Below are 18309 nucleotides of genomic sequence, written 5' to 3' on the forward strand. Positions count from 1 at the left end.
TACTCCAACCTGACGGACGTCGTCTGGAACGGCCAGAGCAAAGTCATCCTCAACAACCGCATCGTACCGTACGACAAAGCGTTTTAGGACTGACTGGCTGAAACACGCATAGAGCAGCCCATAGCCGCATCGCCTCCGAACAGGAGAGCGATGCGGTCAGAGGTAACACAGCCGGGCAGGCTCAAGCAAAGCGAGGCGGCGGCACCTGGAGCAAAAGGGGAAGGGAGTCGCTGAATCCGGGAGCAACAAGGAAGCAACAAGGGATTTATACAGTCATGTAGACCCTTGTTGAATCAAGAGGTTCCCTGGAACTCGCGGCACTGTCATCAGGGACTGCAAGGATGACAGGATGTCAAAGAAGCAACAGCAGCAACGATTGATATGTTTTAGTCGCGTAACATTTGAGGGAGGGTGCGATGAGCAGAACAGATGAAATACTGAAGGCGGCGAAGATGCCGCCTGAAGCGGTAAAGATGTCCAGGATGATAGACGTGATTTACTTCCCGATTCTATGCATCCTGCTGGTTGGAACCTACCACATGCACTTCATGCTGCTGGCGGGTGACTGGGACTTCTGGCTTGACTGGAAGGACCGGCAATGGTGGCCGGTGGTAACCCCGATTGTAGGGATCACCTACTGCGCTGCCATCATGTACTACCTGTGGGTGAACTACCGCCTGCCGTTTGGAGCCACACTGTGCATCGTGTGTCTTCTGGTGGGTGAATGGCTGACCCGCTTCTGGGGTTTCTACTGGTGGTCGCACTACCCCATGAACTTCGTATTCCCCTCCACCATGATTCCTGGCGCGCTGGTGATGGACACCGTCATGCTTTTGACGCGCAACTGGATGATCACGGCTCTGGTTGGCGGCGGTGCCTTTGGTCTGTTGTTCTACCCTGGCAACTGGACCATCTTCGGCCCGACCCACCTGCCGCTGGTGGCAGAAGGCGTGCTGCTCTCGGTAGCCGACTACACGGGCTTCCTATATGTTCGTACCGGCACCCCTGAGTACGTGCGTCTGATCGAACAAGGGTCACTGCGCACCTTTGGCGGTCACACCACCGTTATTGCTGCCTTCTTCTCCGCGTTCGTCTCCATGCTCATGTTCACCGTCTGGTGGTACTTTGGCAAGGTCTACTGCACCGCCTTCTACTATGTGAAGGGTGCACGCGGCCGTGTCAGCATGAAGAACGACGTGACAGCATTTGGCGAAGAAGGCTTTGCCGAGGGGATCAAATAATGAACGCAAAGAACCTGTTCAAGAAGAGTATTGCCGGGGTATGCAGTATTGCCGCCCTGGGACTGGCCCTGACGCTTGACATTCAGCCGGCTGCAGCACACGGAGAGCGCTCGCAGGAACCGTTCCTGCGCATGCGTACCATCCAGTGGTATGACATGAAATGGGGTCCCGAGACCACCAAGGTCAACGATATCGCCACCATGACCGGCAAGTTCCACCTGGCCGAAGACTGGCCGCGCGCGGTGGGCAAGCCTGGACGCGCCTTCTTCAACGTAGGCAGCCCAAGCCCCGTGTTCGTGCGTCTTAGCACCAAGCTCAACGGCGAGCCGACCTACATCTCCGGACCGATGGAGATTGGCCGCGACTACGCCTTTGAAGTGAGGTTGAAGGCGCGTATTCCCGGACGCCACCACATGCACGCCATGGTCAACATCAAGGACGCAGGCCCGATTGCAGGTCCTGCCGCCTGGATGAACATCTCCGGCAGCTGGGACGACTTCACCAACCCGGTGAAGCTCTTGACGGGTGAGACCATCGACACCGAGACCTTCAACTTCAGCAACGGCATCTTCTGGCACATCCTGTGGTTGTCCCTTGGCGTCTTCTGGATCGGCTACTATGTAGCGCGGCCCATGTTCCTGCCAAGAAGCCGGGTGCTGCTGGCCTACGGGGACGAACTCCTGCTCGACCCCATGGACCGGAAAGTTGCCTGGGTGGTGCTGATACTGACCTTCGGCATCGTCTGGGGCGGCTATCGGTACACCGAGACCAAGCACCCGTACACGGTGCCGATCCAGGCGGGCGAATCCAAGGTTGAACCGCTGCCGGTGAAACCCAACCCGATCGCAATCAAGGTCACGCACGCCAACTACGACGTGCCGGGACGCGCCTTGCGGGTAACGATGTCTGTTACCAACAGCGGCGACAAGCCCTATCGCATCGGGGAATTCACCACTGCGGGCGTGCGCTTCATCAACAAGGTGGGTCTCAAGCACCTGGACCGCGGCTATCCGAAGGAACTCGTGGCCACCGGCCTGTCGTTTGACAACGAGACGCCGATCCAGCCTGGCGAGACGCGCGAAGTCAAGATGGAAGCGAAAGACGCGCTGTGGGAAGTGCAACGGCTGATGGCTCTCCTGGGTGACCCGGAAAGCCGCTTTGGCGGACTTCTCATGACCTGGAGCGATGATGGCGATCGCAACATCAACAGCATCGCAGGTGCGGTCATCCCGGTCTTCACCAAGCTGTAAGGACAAACCCCGGGGTCAAACCCTACAGGGTCAAACCCGGGTTCAACCTTAAAAGCCGCCCGCTCCTGCCTGATCAGGGCAGGAGCCGGGCAAAGACTGGAACAGGCAACACGCAAACACCGGTCCGCCACCGTTACAGACGGCAAGGTGGATCGGTGTTTTTTTAACGAATCTAGAGAAATGCAAGCGAAAGGCACTTCGAGCAGACAAGGCAGCCGGGCAGGTGCCCTGGCGCTGCTGCTGATTACCACCCTCTACAGCGGGTTTGTTAGCGCGCACGGCAAGGAATCGCTGGAAGAAGACAGCTGCGTGCGTCGTATCGGCGAGAACATGGTGCATTTGAGCGCCTACCAGCCGCAATTCGAACCCACTGCCCAATACTGCACCGAGATTCCCAAGGGAGGCGATACCTTCCTCGTGATAGACCTGGTCGACCCTGCCATGCGTGACATGCCCATTGGCATGAAAGTGGTACGTGGCACGAGTGAAGAGGACGAGACAGTCACGCAACTGCGTCCTGTCCACCATCCGGATGGCGTCATCCAGGGCCAGACCACCCTCGATCAGGGACTCTACACCGTATTCATCACCGCAGAAGGCGTGCCGCCCCTGCGCTACCAGTATCCCTTGCGGGTACAGATGATCAACTATGCCGAAATATTCCGCGCCGCAGTAGGCCCCCTGATCGGCCTGCTGCTGCTTGCCGTGCTGGGATACAAGCTCATGAAATCCCCGCGCGTGCAACGCTGGCGCTCCTCGCGCAACCCGTAATGCAGGAAAGATCACCGGATAAATCGGCTCTTGCCGCTGCAGAGGAGCACTGGACACCCAGCCTGGCAAAACAGCGGCGGATAAATGCAACCGCGACCCTTCAGGATCATTGATTCACTGACTCATCATACTTATATAGGCGAATTGATAATGTTCTCATCCTCACTCAAACCTGCCTTGATCGGACTGGTATTTGCCCTGGCCCTGCCTTTCTCCTCCCAAGTGGAAGCGCACGGCGGCCTGTCGCTTGCCGATGATATATGCAAGCTCACCATCGGCCCCTTCACCATGCACTTTACCGGCTACCAGCCGGACGCCACGCAGGAAAAGGAATTCTGCGAAGACATTCCCAATACCGGCCGCACCGTCGTCGCCCTGGACTACATTGAAGAAGCGCTGCGCCCCCTGCCCACCGAAGTGCGCATCATCCGCGACACCGGTTCAGGCGGACAACCCGCACCCGACGAACAGCAGAAGCTCGATGAAATCACCATCCTGCACATACCGCCCAAAGTCTATCCCAATGGCTCCATCAACTTTGAATACAACTTCACCCAGCCTGGCAAGTTCGTGGGGCTCGTGACCGTCACCGACAAGGAACCGTTGGTCTCGCGCTTCCCCTTCTCCGTGGGTGAACCCAAGGGCATGTCGCCCTACCTCATCATCGGCATTGCGGCAGTGATCATAGGGGCGGCCGTCTTCTTCCTGCGCGGGCGCAAATCCGCCGGTGCAAGCGCCTGACAGGGAAGGAAAAGAAGTAAGCGCTGACTTCACGTTGACTTGAGCTTGGCTGGCCGCAGCGCCTTTGTTCAAGTGACCCCATGCATGGGCCGCGGCCTGACTCTGCTCTGAACCATGAGCGCGGGAAAGAGTCCAAGGTGCAATAAGGAAGGAAGGCAGGAACAAAAAAGTCAACAATGAAACCGAGCGTAGATCAAACAAGAACAACCGGGGACAAATAAAAAAGACAAGGACCACAGTGGCTGCCCGAAGCCTGATCTTCGGGTGCAGAGCCCATATAAGAGGAGCAAAAATGCAACCATCGATGATATCTGCCGACAGGAGAGCAAGTCTTCACTTACTGGCAGGCAGCCTTTTGTCGTTCCTGCTGCTGGTAGCGGGGCTGCACAGCAGTCCGGTGCTGGCGCACGCCATGCTGGTCAAGGCAGAACCTGCGCGCCGCGCGCAACTGACCCAGGCCCCCACCCAGGTGCGGCTGTTCTTCAACGAAGAAGTCGAAAAGGACTATGCCGCGCTTTCCGTGCTCGACTCCTCCAAGACCCCTGTCACCGAAACCAAACCGCATATCGATGCGAGCGACCCCAAAGCCATCGTTCTGCCCCTGCCGGAGTTGAATCCGGGCAAGTACACGGTCAAGTTCCGGGTGCTGTCGGTGGACGGACATGTGGTTGACTCGTCCCACGACTTCACGATAAAGAACAAAGCTGCCGCGAAATGATCGAGGTCATCGCGACGCTCCTGCGCTGGTCGCAGCTTGCGTCCAACATGATCCTGGTCGGTGGCTGCGTGTTCCTGGCCATTGCCGGCTCCGTCCACTCGCCCTGGGTCACGCGGGTGGAGCGCGCGCTGCCGTGGCTTGCCCTCATCCTGCTCATCGGCCTGTTTGGCATCCTGGCAACCACCACGGCACAAGCCACCGGGATTGACGAGAACGCCTGGCATCCGGCCGCCTGGCTCTCCCTCATGGAAAATACGCGCATGGGGCATATCTGGCTCGCGCGCGCCGCCTGTGCGCTCGTCGTCTTTGCCATTGCCCTCTACATCCGCTTCTCCCCGCCTGCGCGCTGGCAATACATCCTGTGCGCAAGTGTGGCGGCCTTAACCTTAGGGGTAGGCTCGCTTGCCAGTCACGCCGCAGCCGAGGACCTCTCGGTCATCTCGCTTCTGCCCTACGCCCTGCACATCATCCTGGGCAGCGTCTGGTTTGGCGCCCTGCCGGCTTTCCTGGTGGTCTGCTTTGCCTGCAAGCCCGAGAGCGAATTGAAACAGGCACAAGCCAGAAGCAGCGGAACGCAGCCTGCCCTGCAGACGCAAGCACTCCAGCGCATCCACGCCGTATTCCAGTCGCGCGAGGAAGCCTTCCGGCATGATGCCCAGGCCCTGCGGCGCTTCTCCACCCTGGCGCTGCCCGTCATGCTGGCGGTGATTGCAACCGGCATCCTCATCACCTACCGCATGGTCGATACCAACTACAGCGGCCTGGTTGCCACCAAATATGGCTGGCTGCTCAATGGCAAGATCGCCCTGCTCATGATGGTGCTCATCATCGCCTCACGCGCTCGCTCGAGCTGGCTGCCGCTGTTCTACGAGGACGCAGGCGCAAAAGGAGCGGATAACGGCGGACGCAAGCTCAGGAAATGGGTGAGCCTGGAATTCGGGTTGGCCTTAGGCATCGTGCTGCTTGCCACCATCGTGGCCAACACGGTTCCTGCCAAGCACGCCCTGATCCAGGACTGGCCCTATTCCTTCCGTTTCTCCTTTGCCGCCACCTGGGGTGAGCCTGCCATCATGCCGCGCGTCTACGGTGGCATCGCCCTGCTCGTTTTAGCCGCGGCCGCAGTCTTCTTTGGGCGCAGGAAGCACTGGGACAAAAAGCTGCGCTTCGGGTTGCCTGTCCTCCTGGCAGTCATCGGATTGGGCGTGGGCCTGCCGCCTTTGACGGTGGATGCCTATCCCGAGACCTACCGCAAGACCCCGGTGCCGTTTGACACCATCTCCATTTCCAATGGCGCCGTCCACTTTGCCGAGAACTGTGTCGCCTGTCACGGGCTGCAGGGCAAGGGCGATGGCGTGATGGCCAAGAGCTTTGCCAAGCCGCCGGTGGACCTTTTGACCGAACCGCACACGGCCCGCCATACTGCAGGCGACTTCTTCCACTGGCTCTCCTTCGGCATCCCCGATACCGGCATGCCTTCCTTTGGCGACAAGCTCGATGAGGAAGACCGCTGGGACGTGGTGAACTTCCTGCACGCCATGTCGCGCGGCTACCAGGCGCGCCTGATGAGTCCCACTGTCAAGCCCGAGCAGCCGCAGCCCAACATGGGTCCGCCCAATTTCTCGTATGTGGCGCAGGATGGCTCAAGCGGCACCCTGAAGGACTTCCGCAACCAGAAGAACGTGCTGCTGGTATTATTCTCCTGGCCGCAATCCCGCGAGCGCCTGGCGCAACTGGAAGCGCTCCATGCAAAACTGCAGGCCGGCAATACGGTGCTTCTGGCCGTGCCCGAGCATGATTTGAGCCCAGCCGCTCTTGGCCAGCTCAAGGCGAGCGTTCACTTCCCCATCGTGACCGAAGGGGCGGAGGAGATCGTGCGCAGCTATGCCCTGTTCCGGCGCACGCTCTCCCATCCGGACCTCCTGGGTGGGGGCACGGTGCCTGACCACATGGAGTTTCTGGTGGACCGCTTCGGCTACCTGCGTGCGCGCTGGATACCCGAACTCGATGGCGCAGGCTGGTCCGGCTCCGACATGCTGATGCAGCAGATAGCGCAGCTCAACCGCGAAGAGGAGATCCTGCCGCCGCCGGGCGAGCATGTGCACTAGTCAACCGGCAAAAGAACGGATGCAAAGGTCAGGACGAAGAGAGCGACATCCTCCTTAAAGGCAGCGTCCGGGCAGGTTCAACTGCCCGATGACGCTCGGCATGTCCGCCTTGAAAGCGTGCGTTCTTTTATAGGGCGATCCCGGCGCCACTCCCCTTCGACAGGCATGGACCGTGCCCCTCTAGGTTCAGGGCGCATGGAAAACCGGGGCAATACAGCCGGAAAGCAAAAATACGTCGTGGGGACTTCACGACCAGAGGAGGGGATGGGAGAAAGGCGAAATGCAGCATTTCCGGAAGGAAGGCGCCTCAATTACCATTACAGTTGAGCCGTGGCTCCCCATGTTCAATCGGAATTGCCGGTTTGGGGCATGTTCTCTGGATCAGGCAGTTGTTCCACGCTTTCCTTCGGTTCAATCAGTGACCCCAGCTCTTCTAATGGTGGCAATTCCTCCAGGGAGCGAAGTCCAAGATCATTAAGAAATTCAACAGTTGTAGCATACAAGATGGGTCGGCCCGGTACCTCACGGTGACCGACAGCAGATATCCAGCTTCTTGATTCCAACGCCTTCAGCACTGAACTGGCGACCGCAACGCCCCGTATCTCCTCGATATCGCCGCGTGTCGCCGGCTGGCGATACGCGATGATGGCGAGCGTTTCCAATACCGCCCGCGAATAGCGGGGCGGCTTTTGCGGATTGAGGCGGTCGAGAAATTCCTGCATTTCCGCTTGAGCCTGAAAACGCCACCCGCCTGCAACCTGCACGAGTTCCACGCCTCTTCCTTCCCAGTCTCTGCTCAACTCGTCCAGCAGGCGCCGCAGGATTTCCGAGCCTAGTTCACCCGCGAACAGTTTTTTCAGTTCCGACAGAGGGAGAGGTTCTGGGCTGGTGAGTAATGCAGCTTCCAGAACCTTTTTAACCTGAGCAGGGGATGAAACAGAGAAACTAGACGGTGGTAAGGACGCTGATCGGTCGGACATAGATCATTCCAAAAGCGCACGGCTGACTGACCTCTACCTGACGTTCCTTCACAAGCTCCAATAACGCCAGAAACGTCACCACAAGTTCCGCTGCTCCGGCAGCGGCATTAAATAAATCACTGAATTCCACAAAATGGTGTCCCTGCACGTGCCGCAGGATACGGGTCATATGTTCGCGGACTGAAAGTTCTTCCCGCGTGATATTGTGCCTGCGATTTACATTCAGGCGCGCCATCAGGATAAGCCAGGCATTGCGAAGATCATCGGCATTGACTTCCGGCAGGCGTTCAATCACCTTTTGCTCGATCCATACGTTCGTCAGCGCGAAATCGCGTTCTGCCTGGGGCAACTTGTTGAGCTTCTGCGCAGCGACCTTCATCTGCTCGTATTCCAGCAGACGCCGCACCAGTTCTGCTCGCGGGTCAACCTCGTCCTCATCCCCCTTGGCAACGGGTTTAGGCAGCAACATCCGCGACTTGATTTCGATCAGCACAGCCGCCATCAAAAGGTATTCCGCAGCTAGTTCCAGTTTATTCGCACGCATCATTTCGATATAAGCCAAATATTGACGCGTGAGTTCCGCCATTGGTATATCGAGTACATCCAGATTGTGCTTGCGAATAAGATAAAGCAGCAGGTCCAGTGGCCCCTGAAACGTATCGAGAAATACTTCCAGCGCATCCGGTGGAATATATAAATCCGATGGGAGCTCTGTCACTGGCTCGCCATGTATGCGGGCAATGGGATTTGCCGCAGGATTTGTCACCGCCGGAGCAGGAGATTCCTCTATGGAAAGGCTTTGAAAGTCGTTCATTCTCGGGTAAGTCGAGCAATGTCTATGACAGATAGCGAGCGTCGATGCGGCCGGACGGACTGTCTATGTGCTCCGCGCGAAGTAAAAATCAGGAATAATCCAGTCCCATTGCCTCCCTGACCTCGCGCATGGTTTCCTGTGCCAGCTTATCGGCCTTCTCGCAACCATCAGCAATGATATTCCGCACCAGTGAAGGCTCTTCTTCGTACATGCGCGCACGTTGGTGCATTGGCCGCTGCTCGGTCAGTATTGCATCGATGACAGGCTGCTTGCAGTCCAGACAGCCGATACCCGCAGTGATGCAGCCCTCATGAGCCCACTTCTTTGTATCTTCGTCGGAGTATACGAGATGGAATTGCCATACCGGGCACTTCTCCGGGGTTCCGGGATCGATACGCCGGACACGCGCGGGATCGGTCGGCATCGTACGAATCTTTCTGGTGACGCTCTCCGGGTCTTCACGCAGGGTAATGGTGTTGTTATAGGACTTCGACATTTTCTGGCCGTCCAGCCCCGGCATTTTCGACGCTGTCGTCAGCATCGCTTCCGGCTCGGAAAGAATCATCTTTCCACCGCCTTCCAGGTACCCAAACAAGCGTTCCTGGTCACCCATGCTCAAATTTTGCTGCTCATCCAGCAATGACTTCGCCGCCGCAAGCGCTTCCTCGTCTCCCTGTTCCTGGTAGCGATTCCTCAAGTCCCGATAGAGGCGGGCTTTTCGGGAACCCAGTTTCTTGATCGCCGCTTCCGCCTTTTCCTGGAATCCAGGCTCCTTTCCGTAGACATGATTAAAGCGTCGCGCAATTTCCCGGGTGAACTCGATATGCGGCGTCTGATCCTCTCCCACCGGCACTCGGGTAGCCCGGTAAATAAGGATGTCTGCGCTTTGCAGCAAGGGGTATCCAAGAAAGCCATATGTGTTCAATTCTTTTTCAACCAGCTTTTCCTGCTGGTCCTTGTAGGACGGCACACGCTCCAGCCAGCCCAGCGGGGTGATCATGGAAAGCAGCACGTGCAACTCTGCGTGCGCGGGAACACGTGACTGTATGAACAACGTCGCCTGGGCCGGGTCGACACCGGCTGCAAGCCAGTCGATCACCATGTCCCAGACATGCTCTTCGATAATTTCCGGCGTATCGTAATGGGTTGTGAGAGCATGCCAGTCGGCGACAAAGAACAGGCATTCAAACTGGTGTTGCAGTTCTATCCAGTTTTTGAGCACCCCATGATAATGCCCCAGATGCAGGCCTCCCGTCGGCCGCATTCCCGATAAAACGCGATCAGCGAACATAGATCATTGCCTCGGTAACTCCAACCAGAATCCTTTAGTAGAGAAGCAGTTCAATAAGTATCGAAACCAAAAAACAACGCTATCAAATGGATCGTGATTCCAATCAGTGGTCCCATAACAGCCCCGAGTACACCCGTCGCCAGCAGAAACAAAAGGATCATGAAGCCGTAAGGCTCGATCTTCGAAAAATTATAGGCCAAGCGGGGCGGCAACAGGCTTACCGCAACCCGACCTCCATCGAGCGGCGGCAGAGGCAACAGGTTCAGCACCATCAGCACCACGTTGATTTTGATTCCCGCCTCACCCATCAATATCAGCGGCTCGGCCAGTCCGTCCTGTGGCAACCCGAGAGCAAACTTGATGACGAATCCCCAAAGCATCGCCATGAAGAGATTGGCGCCCGGACCGGCGAGTGCCACCCACATCATGTCCTGCTTGGGATTGCGCAATGCGGAGAAGTTGACTGGCACCGGCTTTGCCCAGCCGAACAGGATTCCTCCGAGCAGCATCGTTACGATCGGCAGAACGATGGTCCCCAGCGGGTCGATATGGCGTATGGGATTAAGGCTGACGCGCCCCTGCGTATAAGCGGTGAGATCGCCGAAATGCTTGGCTACATATCCGTGTGCAGCTTCATGCAGCGTGATGGCAAAAATGACCGGAAGCGCATAAATGGCAATGCTCTGGATAATGCTATCCATTCGGCATTCCAAAGGGTGCAAGGCTGCCCTTGCCTTGCCGGACTAGCACAGGCGTATCCCCGGTCAGATCGACCACCGTGCTCATCTCCAGGCCACAGGCGCCGCTATCCAGTATCAGTTCCACCCGATGCTCGAGACGTGCGCGGATTTCCAGAGGATCGTTAAGTGGAAGCTCCTCCCCGGGCAGCATCAGGGTAGAGCTCAGCAGGGGTTCATTCAGTTCCGCCAGCAGTGCCTGGACGACAGCATGGTCCGGAATTCTCACACCGATCGTATTGCGCTTGGGATGCAGCAGGCGCCGTGGCACTTCCCGGGTAGCCTGAAAGATAAACGTGTAGCAACCGGGGGTGCAGGCCTTGAGCAACCGGTATTCCGTGTTATCGAATTTGGCGTAGCGCGAGATTTCCGTAAAGTCCCGGCACATGAGGGTGAAATGGTGATCCTCATCCACTCCGCGCAGTGCGCGAATACGGCTCATGACGTTCTTGTCGCCCAACTGCCCCCCCAGCGCGTAGCAGGAATCAGTCGGGCATACGATCACGCCCCCCGCCCGCACGATGGCCGAAGTCTGCCGTATCAGCCGGGGCTGAGGGTTATCGGGGTGAATGGAAAAGAATTGAGCCACGTAGCAAACAGCAAATTGAATTTTTGGGAATGCCGCCCTCATAAAAAGCGGGCGCGATTTTCGCCTTACATCAGTCCGGGCCAGTCATGCCAGACGGGAGCACAGTTGGCAGGTAAAGGAGGCATTCCACCGAGGTCGAAATAGCTCTCGCCCGGCCCATGAAAATCGGAACCGCGCGACGCCAGCAAGCCCAGCCGCCGGCTATGGTTGGCGAAAAGCAGGGATTGCTCAGGTGTATGGCTTCCGGTAACCACTTCTATAGCCTCCCCGCCCAAGGTCTGAAACTCCAGCAGCAGTTCTTCCAGTGCATCCTTGCCCAATTTATAACGCCCCGGATGGGCGATCACAGCTCTGCCGCCACTGCTGCGGATCCAGTTTACTGCATCACTCAGCGAGACCCATTGATGGGGAGCATAGCCTGGTTTGCCTTTTACAAGATATTTCTTGAATACTGTCCGCACATCCTTCGCGTAACCCTGCTCAACCAGAAAACGCGCAAAGTGCATGCGTCCGATCAGCTGTCCATTGCCTGCATTCCTGCGGGCGCCCTCAAAACTACCGTGAATACCGAATTTGTCGAGTTGCGCTGCAATATTGCGTGCGCGCGCCGTCCTGCCCTGGCGGATGGTGCTCAGGCCTTCGACCAGTTGAGGGTCTGCGGGATCGATTCCCAGTCCCACAATATGCACGGTCTGTCCGCGCCAACTGACGGAGATTTCCACGCCATCGATAAACAAAACGCCGTTTTTATCTGCAGCCTCGCGCGCCTCTTGCAGGCCGCCAATATCATCGTGATCGGTCAGCGCCAGCACTTCCACGCCGCGCACAGCCGCATGCTCCACTAACTGGGTAGGAGTCAGTAAACCATCGGAAACCGTGGAATGGCAGTGCAGATCGATATTGAGCATGAAGAGGCGGTTCGCACGAAGCGAGAGAATGCATCATAGCAAATAAGGCGCGGTATGAAAAATTTACCTGGAAAAGAAGCCGAAATTCACAACCTCGACTGATGCAAGCGCCCATGCTGCAGCCATGTTCACGGCGCTCTAAACCGGAAGAGTATTTTCGGGTAAAGTATGGAAAAGACCCCTTCCTCATTCAAGCCAAAAAAGTGAATTTCCTGCCGATTTTTCTCGATATCCATGATCGCAACTGTGTGGTGGCAGGTGGGGGAGAAGTGGCCGCGCGCAAGGTCGCAATGCTGCTACGCGCGGGAGCGCGCGTTACCGTAGTCGCTCCGCGGCTTTGTTCCGAACTGCTGGAACAACTGAATGAACAATCACGGGAAGGAAAGCTGGTTTACCGTGCCGAAACTTTCCAGGACGATCATCTGGCAGATGCTGTTCTCGTCATCGCGGCCACGGATAATTTCGCCGTCAATCAAAGAATCTCGGAAGCAGCCAATCGGCTGCGCATTCCTGTCAATGTCGTCGATAACCCTGCCCTATGCTCCTTCATCATGCCGTCGATCGTGGATCGTACGCCGGTTGTTGTCGCGGTTTCGAGCGGGGGTACCTCACCTGTTCTGACAAGGCTGCTGCGAGCGCGTTTGGAAACCATGATACCGATGGCCTATGGGCGCTTGGCTGCATACGCTGGCGAGTTCCGTGACAGGGTAAAACACCGTTTCTCGCAGCCGGCGAAGCGTCGCCGGTTCTGGGAGCGGGTATTTCAGGGACCGTTTGCGGAAATGGTTTTCGCGGGTAAGGATCAGGCGGCAAAGGCCTGGCTCGAGCACGAACTCGAAAATGAAACCGAAGAACCGATCAAGGGAGAGGTGTATCTGGTAGGCGCTGGGCCCGGCGACCCTGAACTGTTGACTTTTAGAGCCATGCGACTCATGCAGCAGGCAGACGTGGTCGTGTACGATCGGCTCGTGTCACCGGAAATCCTGGATATGCTGCGGCGTGATACTCCCCGGATTTATGCCGGCAAGGAACGCAACCGGCACACGATGCCGCAGGAGTCGATCAATGATTTGCTGGTGCGTCTGGCCAGGGAAGGCAAACGCGTGTTGCGGCTGAAAGGTGGCGACCCGTTTATTTTTGGTCGCGGTGGCGAGGAAATCGAAACGCTTTCGGGAAACGGAATTCCCTTCGAAGTGGTGCCCGGCATTACCGCTGCAAATGGAGCTGCATCCTATGCGGGCATTCCGCTCACCCATCGGGATTACGCCCAGTCCTGCATATTCGTCACTGGACACCTGAAGGATGGCAGTGTGGACCTGGACTGGCCAATGCTGGCGCGCCCGAAGCAGACCATCGTTGTTTACATGGGGTTGCTTGGATTGACGGTGCTATGCAAACAACTGATCGCACACGGTCTACCCAATACCACTCCGGCCGCAATCGTGCAGCAGGGCACCACCCGCAAGCAGCGGGTGCTTGCCGCTACCCTCGAAACGCTTCCCGACCTGACCGCTGCCGCCCATCTCGTTCCCCCCACTCTTGTTATTGTGGGTGAGGTTGTGAAGCTGCACCGAAAACTCGCGTGGTTCCAGCCGGAGGGGAATCTACCCGGTGCAGAGTGAAATTATTGCGGGCGGGTATTCTGCAAGGAGCATTCAATATCAGATTGGACTTTGCCTGGATCGACCCCGGGCAGAGCCGGACTCCTGGTCTGCATACCGTAGGCCGAGCTCCACCTGATAATGGTAATGGTGTTTGGCGGCCAGCCAAATGCTACTATTGCTACTATTCGGGTCCTGGGTTTATTTATTCGGCTGGGGCGTGATGCGCAGATAGGGACGTGGAGCGGTATAGCCTTTCGGAAACTTCTGCTTGATCACTGCCTCATCCTGAATAGTCAGCGGAATAATCACATCACCGCCGTCATTCCAGTTGGCCGGGGTAGCGACGGTATAGTTATCGGTCAGTTGCAGCGCATCGATCACCCGCAGCACCTCATCGAAATTGCGTCCGGTGCTCATGGGGTAGGTGAGGATAAGCCGCACTTTCTTCTTCGGGTCAATCACAAAAAGCGAGCGCACCGTCATGGTTTCCGACTGATTCGGGTGAATCATGTCATATAGTGCCGCGACCTTTCTGTCCTCGTCCGCAATAATGGGAAAAGCGACGGTACAGCCTTGCGTTTCCTCGATATCCTTGATCCACCCGGTATGTTTTGCCGCAGGATCGACCGACAACCCGATCGCCTTCACATTACGCTTGTCGAATTCAGACTTGAGCTTGGCTGTCATTCCCAGCTCGGTTGTGCACACCGGCGTGTAATCTGCGGGATGTGAAAACAATACTGCCCAGGAATCATCTATCCATTCGTGAAATTTGATCCTGCCGATGGAGGATTCCTGTTCGAAATCGGGTGCGGTATCGCCTAAGCGTAAGGTCATGGCATTCTCCGTGAGTTAAAACATCGATGGGAATTTCATAGGAAATCGGCTCAATATAGCCTGCCTGCTGCAATCACTCAACAACTATTATTTGCTGTTCATTATGCTTGAGACGGTTATTGTTGCCCTCGAAAGAAGGCATCAGAACTCCTGCCACGAATCATCCTCCTTCCTGGCAACGATGGGAAAACCCCACGAATATGGAGGTTCGTATTTCTGCAGAATCTCATAATAGATCCGCACTGATTCTGCTAGTACGACTGCTTGACCTCCGCGCGCAAAGCCATGCTTGAGAGCACGGAAGTGTTCGCTTTGGCTCAGCAACGGCAGCGTTTTCTTCAGATCGACCCATGCATCAGGACTCAACCCCATCTTTTGCGCCAGTATGCGCGCATCCTCCAGGTGGCTCGGCCCCTGATTATAGGCAGCCAGTGCCATCCAGGTGCGATCCGGCTCCTTGATGCGTGTGGGCAGTTTATCCTTGAGTAATGCGAAGTAGCGCGCTCCGGCAAGTATGCTTTGGCGTGCATCCAGCCTATCCGTCACTTTCATCCGGTCTGCCGTGATTTCCGTCAACATCATGATGCCCCGCACGTTGGAGGGAGAAGTCGCCAGAGCGTCCCAGTGCGATTCCTGATAGGCGAGTGCGGCAATCAATCTCCAGTCGATGCCGCTCAACTCTTCGGCTTCATAAAAATGTTCGCGCAACTCAGGCAAAATGGTGCGGCGTTTCGCAAGAATGCCGTTTACATCCGTATGATGAAGACGTTCTATGTGTCCGTAGTATCGGTCGAGCAGGCGCGTCAACGTCCCATCCTGCTGGATGCGGGTGAAGAATTTTTGTGTCGCCTCCAGTAACGCCTGTTCGGCAAAGGGTGAAAATGCCCATGCTCGTCCTACCGAATCGCCCAAATTGAATGCTGCATTCAGATTAGGATAAAAATTCTTCGCGAGATTGATCTGGGTTGAATCCGCTACCACATAATCGACCTTGCCTTCCGCCAGCCTCGCCAGCAGTTCGTCGGGCGTGAGGTCCATCTCTTTCCATTTCAGCTCGGGCACCTCGTGCTTTGCCTTGTTCAGCTGCTCAGCATGGGTTACGCCTTTCGCAATGCGAATGGTTCTTCCACCGAGCTGATGAAGGTTTTTTGGCTTACTGTAGTCCGTGTTATAGGCGAGCTGAGGTTGTACGAGCTGGTAAATCGGGCCGAACTCGACATGCCGCGAATGCTTTGCGCTGATGTTCATGCCGGCGGCAAGATGTCCCTTATGCTTTTCAAGGAGAGACCATGCCTTATCCAGTCTCGGCACTGTCTTGAATCTCACTTTCATTCCCAGATCTTTCGCAAATTCAGTGGCGAGGTCGTAATCCAGTCCGGCATAACTACCTTCCGCATTCTCGTAATACGTATCCGGACTATTGACGGTGATCACCACCAGCTCATCCGTTTTGTCGAACGGCAATACCGATCTTTCAAACGAATCACAGGAAGCGAGCAGAGCGCCGCAACCGGAAATAGCAATTAAAAAACGAGAAAGAGATCGCATCGAGAAGAGATAACTAGAATCGGGAAACATTCTGCCATCGAGTCTTGTCCAAGCGCGAGAAAAACATAGGATAAGCTGATAAAATAGTATCAACGGAGAGGTACCGAAGTGGCCATAACGGCGCTGACTCGAAATCAGATGGTCAGGGTAACCTGGCACGTGGGTTCGAATCCCACCCTCTCCGCCAACATCTCCAAGTTATTAGTAATTCAATAACTTTCTGATTGGATGCGAGCTCTCATGCTTTACTGCATAAAATGCTGCAAGCATCCCCTACCGATCAATGTCTAGAAAAATCCTTTACTTGCAAAGACGCGGGGATAATTTCTCATTCCGCGTTGCCCATCCTGATGAGTTTCAGATGATGACTGGCAAGCGAGAGTTTACCAAAACTCTTGAAACAGCGGATAAAAGTGTTGCTATTCCGAGAATACTCATGCTTGCGGTTGAGCTATAGCAACCGGTTGGCAGTTGAAATCAGCCTGTTCAAAAACAAAAGCGAGATAAAAGCAGGTGGAGCTTCAGTGCTGGTAGCTTTAGCTTATTGATGTTTGTCGGCAGGCAGACTGCTTTTCTTTGCAGCGTGTTTCGACGCGTCGAAAAAGTCCTGCGACAGAACTTTGAAAGGGAGGTCAATCAATCGATCGTTCGCGGTGCTGCTCGCCGGCAGTTCCAGTCCAGGAGGTGTGAGTGGCATGAGGCGACGCGCTGCGATCCGCCCGCTGCTGTGCGGGGCCATTGATGCGGCGAAGGTTGTATGCCGTATTGATCAAACCGACGTGGGAAAACGCTTGGGGGAAATTTCCCAGCTCGCGCCGGTGACGGGGGTGGTATTCCTCGGCAAGAAACCCGAGGTCGTTGCGTAGAGACAGGAGGCGCTCGAAAAGAACTTCCGCGTCGTGACCGCGGCCGATCATTGTATAGGCATCGGCGAGCCAGAAACTGCAAACGAGAAAAGTTCCTTCCTCACCGGGGAGTCCGTCTTTGGTTTCGCCAACGCGATAGCGCAGCACGAGTCCATCTTCCATCAGGTCGCGTTCAATGGCTTCTACCGTTCCCCGAAAGCGGGGATCGTCCGGTGGCAGAAATCCTACCTCGGCCATCAGCAGCAGGGATGCGTCCAGTCCCGCGCCGTCGTAATGCTGCACGAATGTGTTCCGTTCCTTATCGTAGCCGCGCGCCAGCACTTCCCGATGAATCTCATCGCGGAGCGTGCGCCATTTCCCGACAGGACCGGGGAAGCCGAATTGCTCCACAGCCTTTATGGCTCGATCAAACGCGACCCAAGCCATCATTTTCGAATAGACGAAGTGCTTGGCCCCACCCCGCACCTCCCAGATGCCTTGGTCTGGCCCGCGCCAAAGGCTCTCCAGTCGGGAAAGAATTGCTTGCTGGAACCGCCAGGCTTCCTGATGCGGCCCGAGTTGCGACTTGCGGGCAGTATAAAGTGTGTCCATCAGCTCGCCGAACACGTCTACCTGAATCTGCTCGTGCGCGCCGTTCCCTATGCGCACGGGGAGGCTGTTTTCGTAACCTGGTAGCCAGTGAAGTTCGATTTCAGTTAGGCGACGTTCGCCCCCGATTCCGTACATGATCTGCATCTGATCAGGGGCGCCAGCGGCAGCTCGGAGCATCCATTCCCTGAATGCCCCGGCCTCGTCGAAGCGTCCTGCATTCATAAATGCATATAACGTGAGGGTGGCGTCGCGGATCCAGCAGTAGCGGTAATCCCAGTTCCGGACTCCTCCGAGTTCTTCGGGGAGGGAGGTCGTAAGCGCCGCGACGATGCCCCCACTTGGCTGGTAGGAGAGCGCCTTGAGTGTAACGAGCGAGCGCTCGACTGCCTCGTTCCATCCTGGTGCCTCGAACTCCGAGAGTTGGCAAATGCGGGTCCATTCCCGCCACCAGGCGAGCGTGTGCTCGAGTCTCTTCCTGGCATCGTCAATGAAGTGGGGCTCCCGATGTAGGGGATGATAGGCGAGCGTGAAGGGGATAAGATACGCCTTCTCCCACCTCGAACTCGGCAACGGTGCACATGTCCTCGCCGCGAAGGGTGACAGGAGTTGCCAATTCCACCGCATCCGGCCCGGCAACGGCATGGATGCCATAGTAGCGGCGGCGTACCCAGGGAATGGTCTTGCCGTAGCCGAAGCGCAGGGCCAGCTCCATCCGCAT

Annotated in this window: 18 protein-coding genes and 1 tRNA gene; 9 read left to right on the forward strand and 10 right to left on the reverse strand. The window is 56.6% G+C overall.

What is annotated here, in order from left to right:
• Positions 1 to 416: 416 nt before the first annotated feature.
• From BMY01_RS04095 to BMY01_RS04120, 6 genes are all read left to right on the forward strand, one after another.
• Complete coding sequence (locus tag BMY01_RS04095; protein ID WP_074744607.1) at positions 417 to 1241, forward strand: methane monooxygenase/ammonia monooxygenase subunit A; 825 nt, start codon at positions 417 to 419, stop codon at positions 1239 to 1241.
• Positions 1241 to 2491: a methane monooxygenase/ammonia monooxygenase subunit B gene (locus BMY01_RS04100; protein ID WP_074744609.1), complete on the forward strand. Its 1251-nt coding sequence runs from the start codon at positions 1241 to 1243 to the stop codon at positions 2489 to 2491. Before BMY01_RS04095 ends, BMY01_RS04100 begins: the two co-directional genes overlap by 1 nt.
• A gap of 180 nt (positions 2492 to 2671) precedes the next feature.
• On the forward strand, positions 2672 to 3262 hold the full coding sequence (locus BMY01_RS04105; protein WP_074744611.1) for a hypothetical protein: 591 nt from the start codon (positions 2672 to 2674) through the stop codon (positions 3260 to 3262).
• Between the two features lie 84 nt (positions 3263 to 3346).
• Positions 3347 to 4003 carry a hypothetical protein gene (locus BMY01_RS04110; RefSeq protein ID WP_081353705.1) on the forward strand — a complete coding sequence of 219 codons (657 nt, stop codon included), beginning with the start codon at positions 3347 to 3349 and terminating at the stop codon, positions 4001 to 4003.
• A 292-nt stretch (positions 4004 to 4295) separates the two neighbouring features.
• A complete protein-coding gene (locus BMY01_RS04115) occupies positions 4296 to 4721 on the forward strand; it encodes a copper resistance CopC family protein (protein WP_081353707.1) in 426 nt (141 codons plus the stop codon).
• Positions 4718 to 6826: a CopD family protein gene (locus BMY01_RS04120; protein WP_074744615.1), complete on the forward strand. Its 2109-nt coding sequence runs from the start codon at positions 4718 to 4720 to the stop codon at positions 6824 to 6826. The genes BMY01_RS04115 and BMY01_RS04120 overlap by 4 nt, the downstream gene beginning before the upstream one ends.
• A gap of 344 nt (positions 6827 to 7170) precedes the next feature.
• Here the strand turns inward: BMY01_RS04120 and scpB are convergent, their stop codons facing one another.
• The 6 genes from scpB to BMY01_RS04150 all read right to left on the reverse strand — a co-directional run bounded on the left by scpB (position 7171) and on the right by BMY01_RS04150 (position 12145).
• A complete protein-coding gene (gene scpB / locus BMY01_RS04125) occupies positions 7171 to 7806 on the reverse strand; it encodes an SMC-Scp complex subunit ScpB (protein WP_074744617.1) in 636 nt (211 codons plus the stop codon).
• Positions 7772 to 8620: a segregation and condensation protein A gene (locus tag BMY01_RS04130; protein WP_081353708.1), complete on the reverse strand. Its 849-nt coding sequence runs from the start codon at positions 8618 to 8620 to the stop codon at positions 7772 to 7774. Before BMY01_RS04130 ends, scpB begins: the two co-directional genes overlap by 35 nt.
• Positions 8621 to 8708: 88 nt before the next feature.
• Positions 8709 to 9911 carry a tryptophan--tRNA ligase gene (locus BMY01_RS04135; RefSeq protein WP_074744619.1) on the reverse strand — a complete coding sequence of 401 codons (1203 nt, stop codon included), beginning with the start codon at positions 9909 to 9911 and terminating at the stop codon, positions 8709 to 8711.
• Between the two features lie 50 nt (positions 9912 to 9961).
• Positions 9962 to 10612: a site-2 protease family protein gene (locus tag BMY01_RS04140; protein WP_074744621.1), complete on the reverse strand. Its 651-nt coding sequence runs from the start codon at positions 10610 to 10612 to the stop codon at positions 9962 to 9964.
• Positions 10605 to 11237 (reverse strand): L-threonylcarbamoyladenylate synthase, encoded by a 633-nt coding sequence (locus tag BMY01_RS04145; protein WP_074745089.1) that lies wholly within the window; start codon positions 11235 to 11237, stop codon positions 10605 to 10607. Before BMY01_RS04145 ends, BMY01_RS04140 begins: the two co-directional genes overlap by 8 nt.
• Positions 11238 to 11302: 65 nt before the next feature.
• On the reverse strand, positions 11303 to 12145 hold the full coding sequence (locus tag BMY01_RS04150) for a 3',5'-nucleoside bisphosphate phosphatase (protein ID WP_074744622.1): 843 nt from the start codon (positions 12143 to 12145) through the stop codon (positions 11303 to 11305).
• A gap of 203 nt (positions 12146 to 12348) precedes the next feature.
• On the opposite strand from BMY01_RS04150, the gene cysG reads away from it, so the two are divergent.
• On the forward strand, positions 12349 to 13767 hold the full coding sequence (gene cysG, locus BMY01_RS04155) for a siroheme synthase CysG (protein ID WP_074745091.1): 1419 nt from the start codon (positions 12349 to 12351) through the stop codon (positions 13765 to 13767).
• Between the two features lie 180 nt (positions 13768 to 13947).
• On the opposite strand, the gene BMY01_RS04160 is transcribed toward cysG, so the two are convergent.
• Positions 13948 to 14586 carry a peroxiredoxin gene (locus BMY01_RS04160; protein ID WP_011381609.1) on the reverse strand — a complete coding sequence of 213 codons (639 nt, stop codon included), beginning with the start codon at positions 14584 to 14586 and terminating at the stop codon, positions 13948 to 13950.
• Between the two features lie 141 nt (positions 14587 to 14727).
• A complete protein-coding gene (mltF, locus tag BMY01_RS04165; RefSeq protein ID WP_074744624.1) occupies positions 14728 to 16164 on the reverse strand; it encodes a membrane-bound lytic murein transglycosylase MltF in 1437 nt (478 codons plus the stop codon).
• Positions 16165 to 16228: 64 nt separating this feature from the next.
• Here mltF and BMY01_RS04170 point away from each other — a divergent pair.
• Positions 16229 to 16321 (forward strand) — tRNA-Ser (locus BMY01_RS04170).
• A 96-nt stretch (positions 16322 to 16417) separates the two neighbouring features.
• Complete coding sequence (locus BMY01_RS18720) at positions 16418 to 16591, forward strand: DUF6538 domain-containing protein (protein ID WP_368086228.1); 174 nt, start codon at positions 16418 to 16420, stop codon at positions 16589 to 16591.
• 175 nt (positions 16592 to 16766) lie between these two features.
• Here BMY01_RS18720 and BMY01_RS04175 read toward each other — a convergent pair whose 3' ends face one another.
• Positions 16767 to 18161, reverse strand: coding sequence for a glycoside hydrolase family 15 protein (locus BMY01_RS04175; RefSeq protein WP_217638611.1), 1395 nt, complete (start codon positions 18159 to 18161; stop codon positions 16767 to 16769).
• Positions 18076 to 18309, reverse strand: a complete 234-nt coding sequence (locus tag BMY01_RS18010; protein WP_217638612.1) for a hypothetical protein — start codon at positions 18307 to 18309, stop codon at positions 18076 to 18078. The genes BMY01_RS04175 and BMY01_RS18010 overlap by 86 nt, the downstream gene beginning before the upstream one ends.

The sequence above is a fragment of the Nitrosospira multiformis genome (assembly GCF_900110185.1).
Lineage (GTDB): Bacteria > Pseudomonadota > Gammaproteobacteria > Burkholderiales > Nitrosomonadaceae > Nitrosospira > Nitrosospira multiformis_A.

Excerpts from the sequence above, each read along its gene's own strand:
- BMY01_RS04105 (WP_074744611.1), top strand. The coding sequence starts at position 2,672 with ATGCAAGCGAAAGGCACTTCGAGCAGACAAGGCAGCCGGGCAGGTGCC.
- BMY01_RS18720 (WP_368086228.1), top strand. The coding sequence starts at position 16,418 with ATGTCTAGAAAAATCCTTTACTTGCAAAGACGCGGGGATAATTTCTCA.
- BMY01_RS04150 (WP_074744622.1), bottom strand. The coding sequence starts at position 12,145 with ATGCTCAATATCGATCTGCACTGCCATTCCACGGTTTCCGATGGTTTA.
- BMY01_RS04115 (WP_081353707.1), top strand. The coding sequence starts at position 4,296 with ATGCAACCATCGATGATATCTGCCGACAGGAGAGCAAGTCTTCACTTA.
- BMY01_RS04095 (WP_074744607.1), top strand. The coding sequence starts at position 417 with ATGAGCAGAACAGATGAAATACTGAAGGCGGCGAAGATGCCGCCTGAA.
- BMY01_RS18010 (WP_217638612.1), bottom strand. The coding sequence starts at position 18,309 with ATGCGGATGGAGCTGGCCCTGCGCTTCGGCTACGGCAAGACCATTCCC.
- BMY01_RS04110 (WP_081353705.1), top strand. The coding sequence starts at position 3,347 with ATGCAACCGCGACCCTTCAGGATCATTGATTCACTGACTCATCATACT.
- BMY01_RS04100 (WP_074744609.1), top strand. The coding sequence starts at position 1,241 with ATGAACGCAAAGAACCTGTTCAAGAAGAGTATTGCCGGGGTATGCAGT.
- mltF (WP_074744624.1), bottom strand. The coding sequence starts at position 16,164 with ATGTTTCCCGATTCTAGTTATCTCTTCTCGATGCGATCTCTTTCTCGT.
- BMY01_RS04135 (WP_074744619.1), bottom strand. The coding sequence starts at position 9,911 with ATGTTCGCTGATCGCGTTTTATCGGGAATGCGGCCGACGGGAGGCCTG.
- scpB (WP_074744617.1), bottom strand. The coding sequence starts at position 7,806 with ATGTCCGACCGATCAGCGTCCTTACCACCGTCTAGTTTCTCTGTTTCA.
- BMY01_RS04130 (WP_081353708.1), bottom strand. The coding sequence starts at position 8,620 with ATGAACGACTTTCAAAGCCTTTCCATAGAGGAATCTCCTGCTCCGGCG.
- BMY01_RS04160 (WP_011381609.1), bottom strand. The coding sequence starts at position 14,586 with ATGACCTTACGCTTAGGCGATACCGCACCCGATTTCGAACAGGAATCC.
- BMY01_RS04140 (WP_074744621.1), bottom strand. The coding sequence starts at position 10,612 with ATGGATAGCATTATCCAGAGCATTGCCATTTATGCGCTTCCGGTCATT.
- BMY01_RS04120 (WP_074744615.1), top strand. The coding sequence starts at position 4,718 with ATGATCGAGGTCATCGCGACGCTCCTGCGCTGGTCGCAGCTTGCGTCC.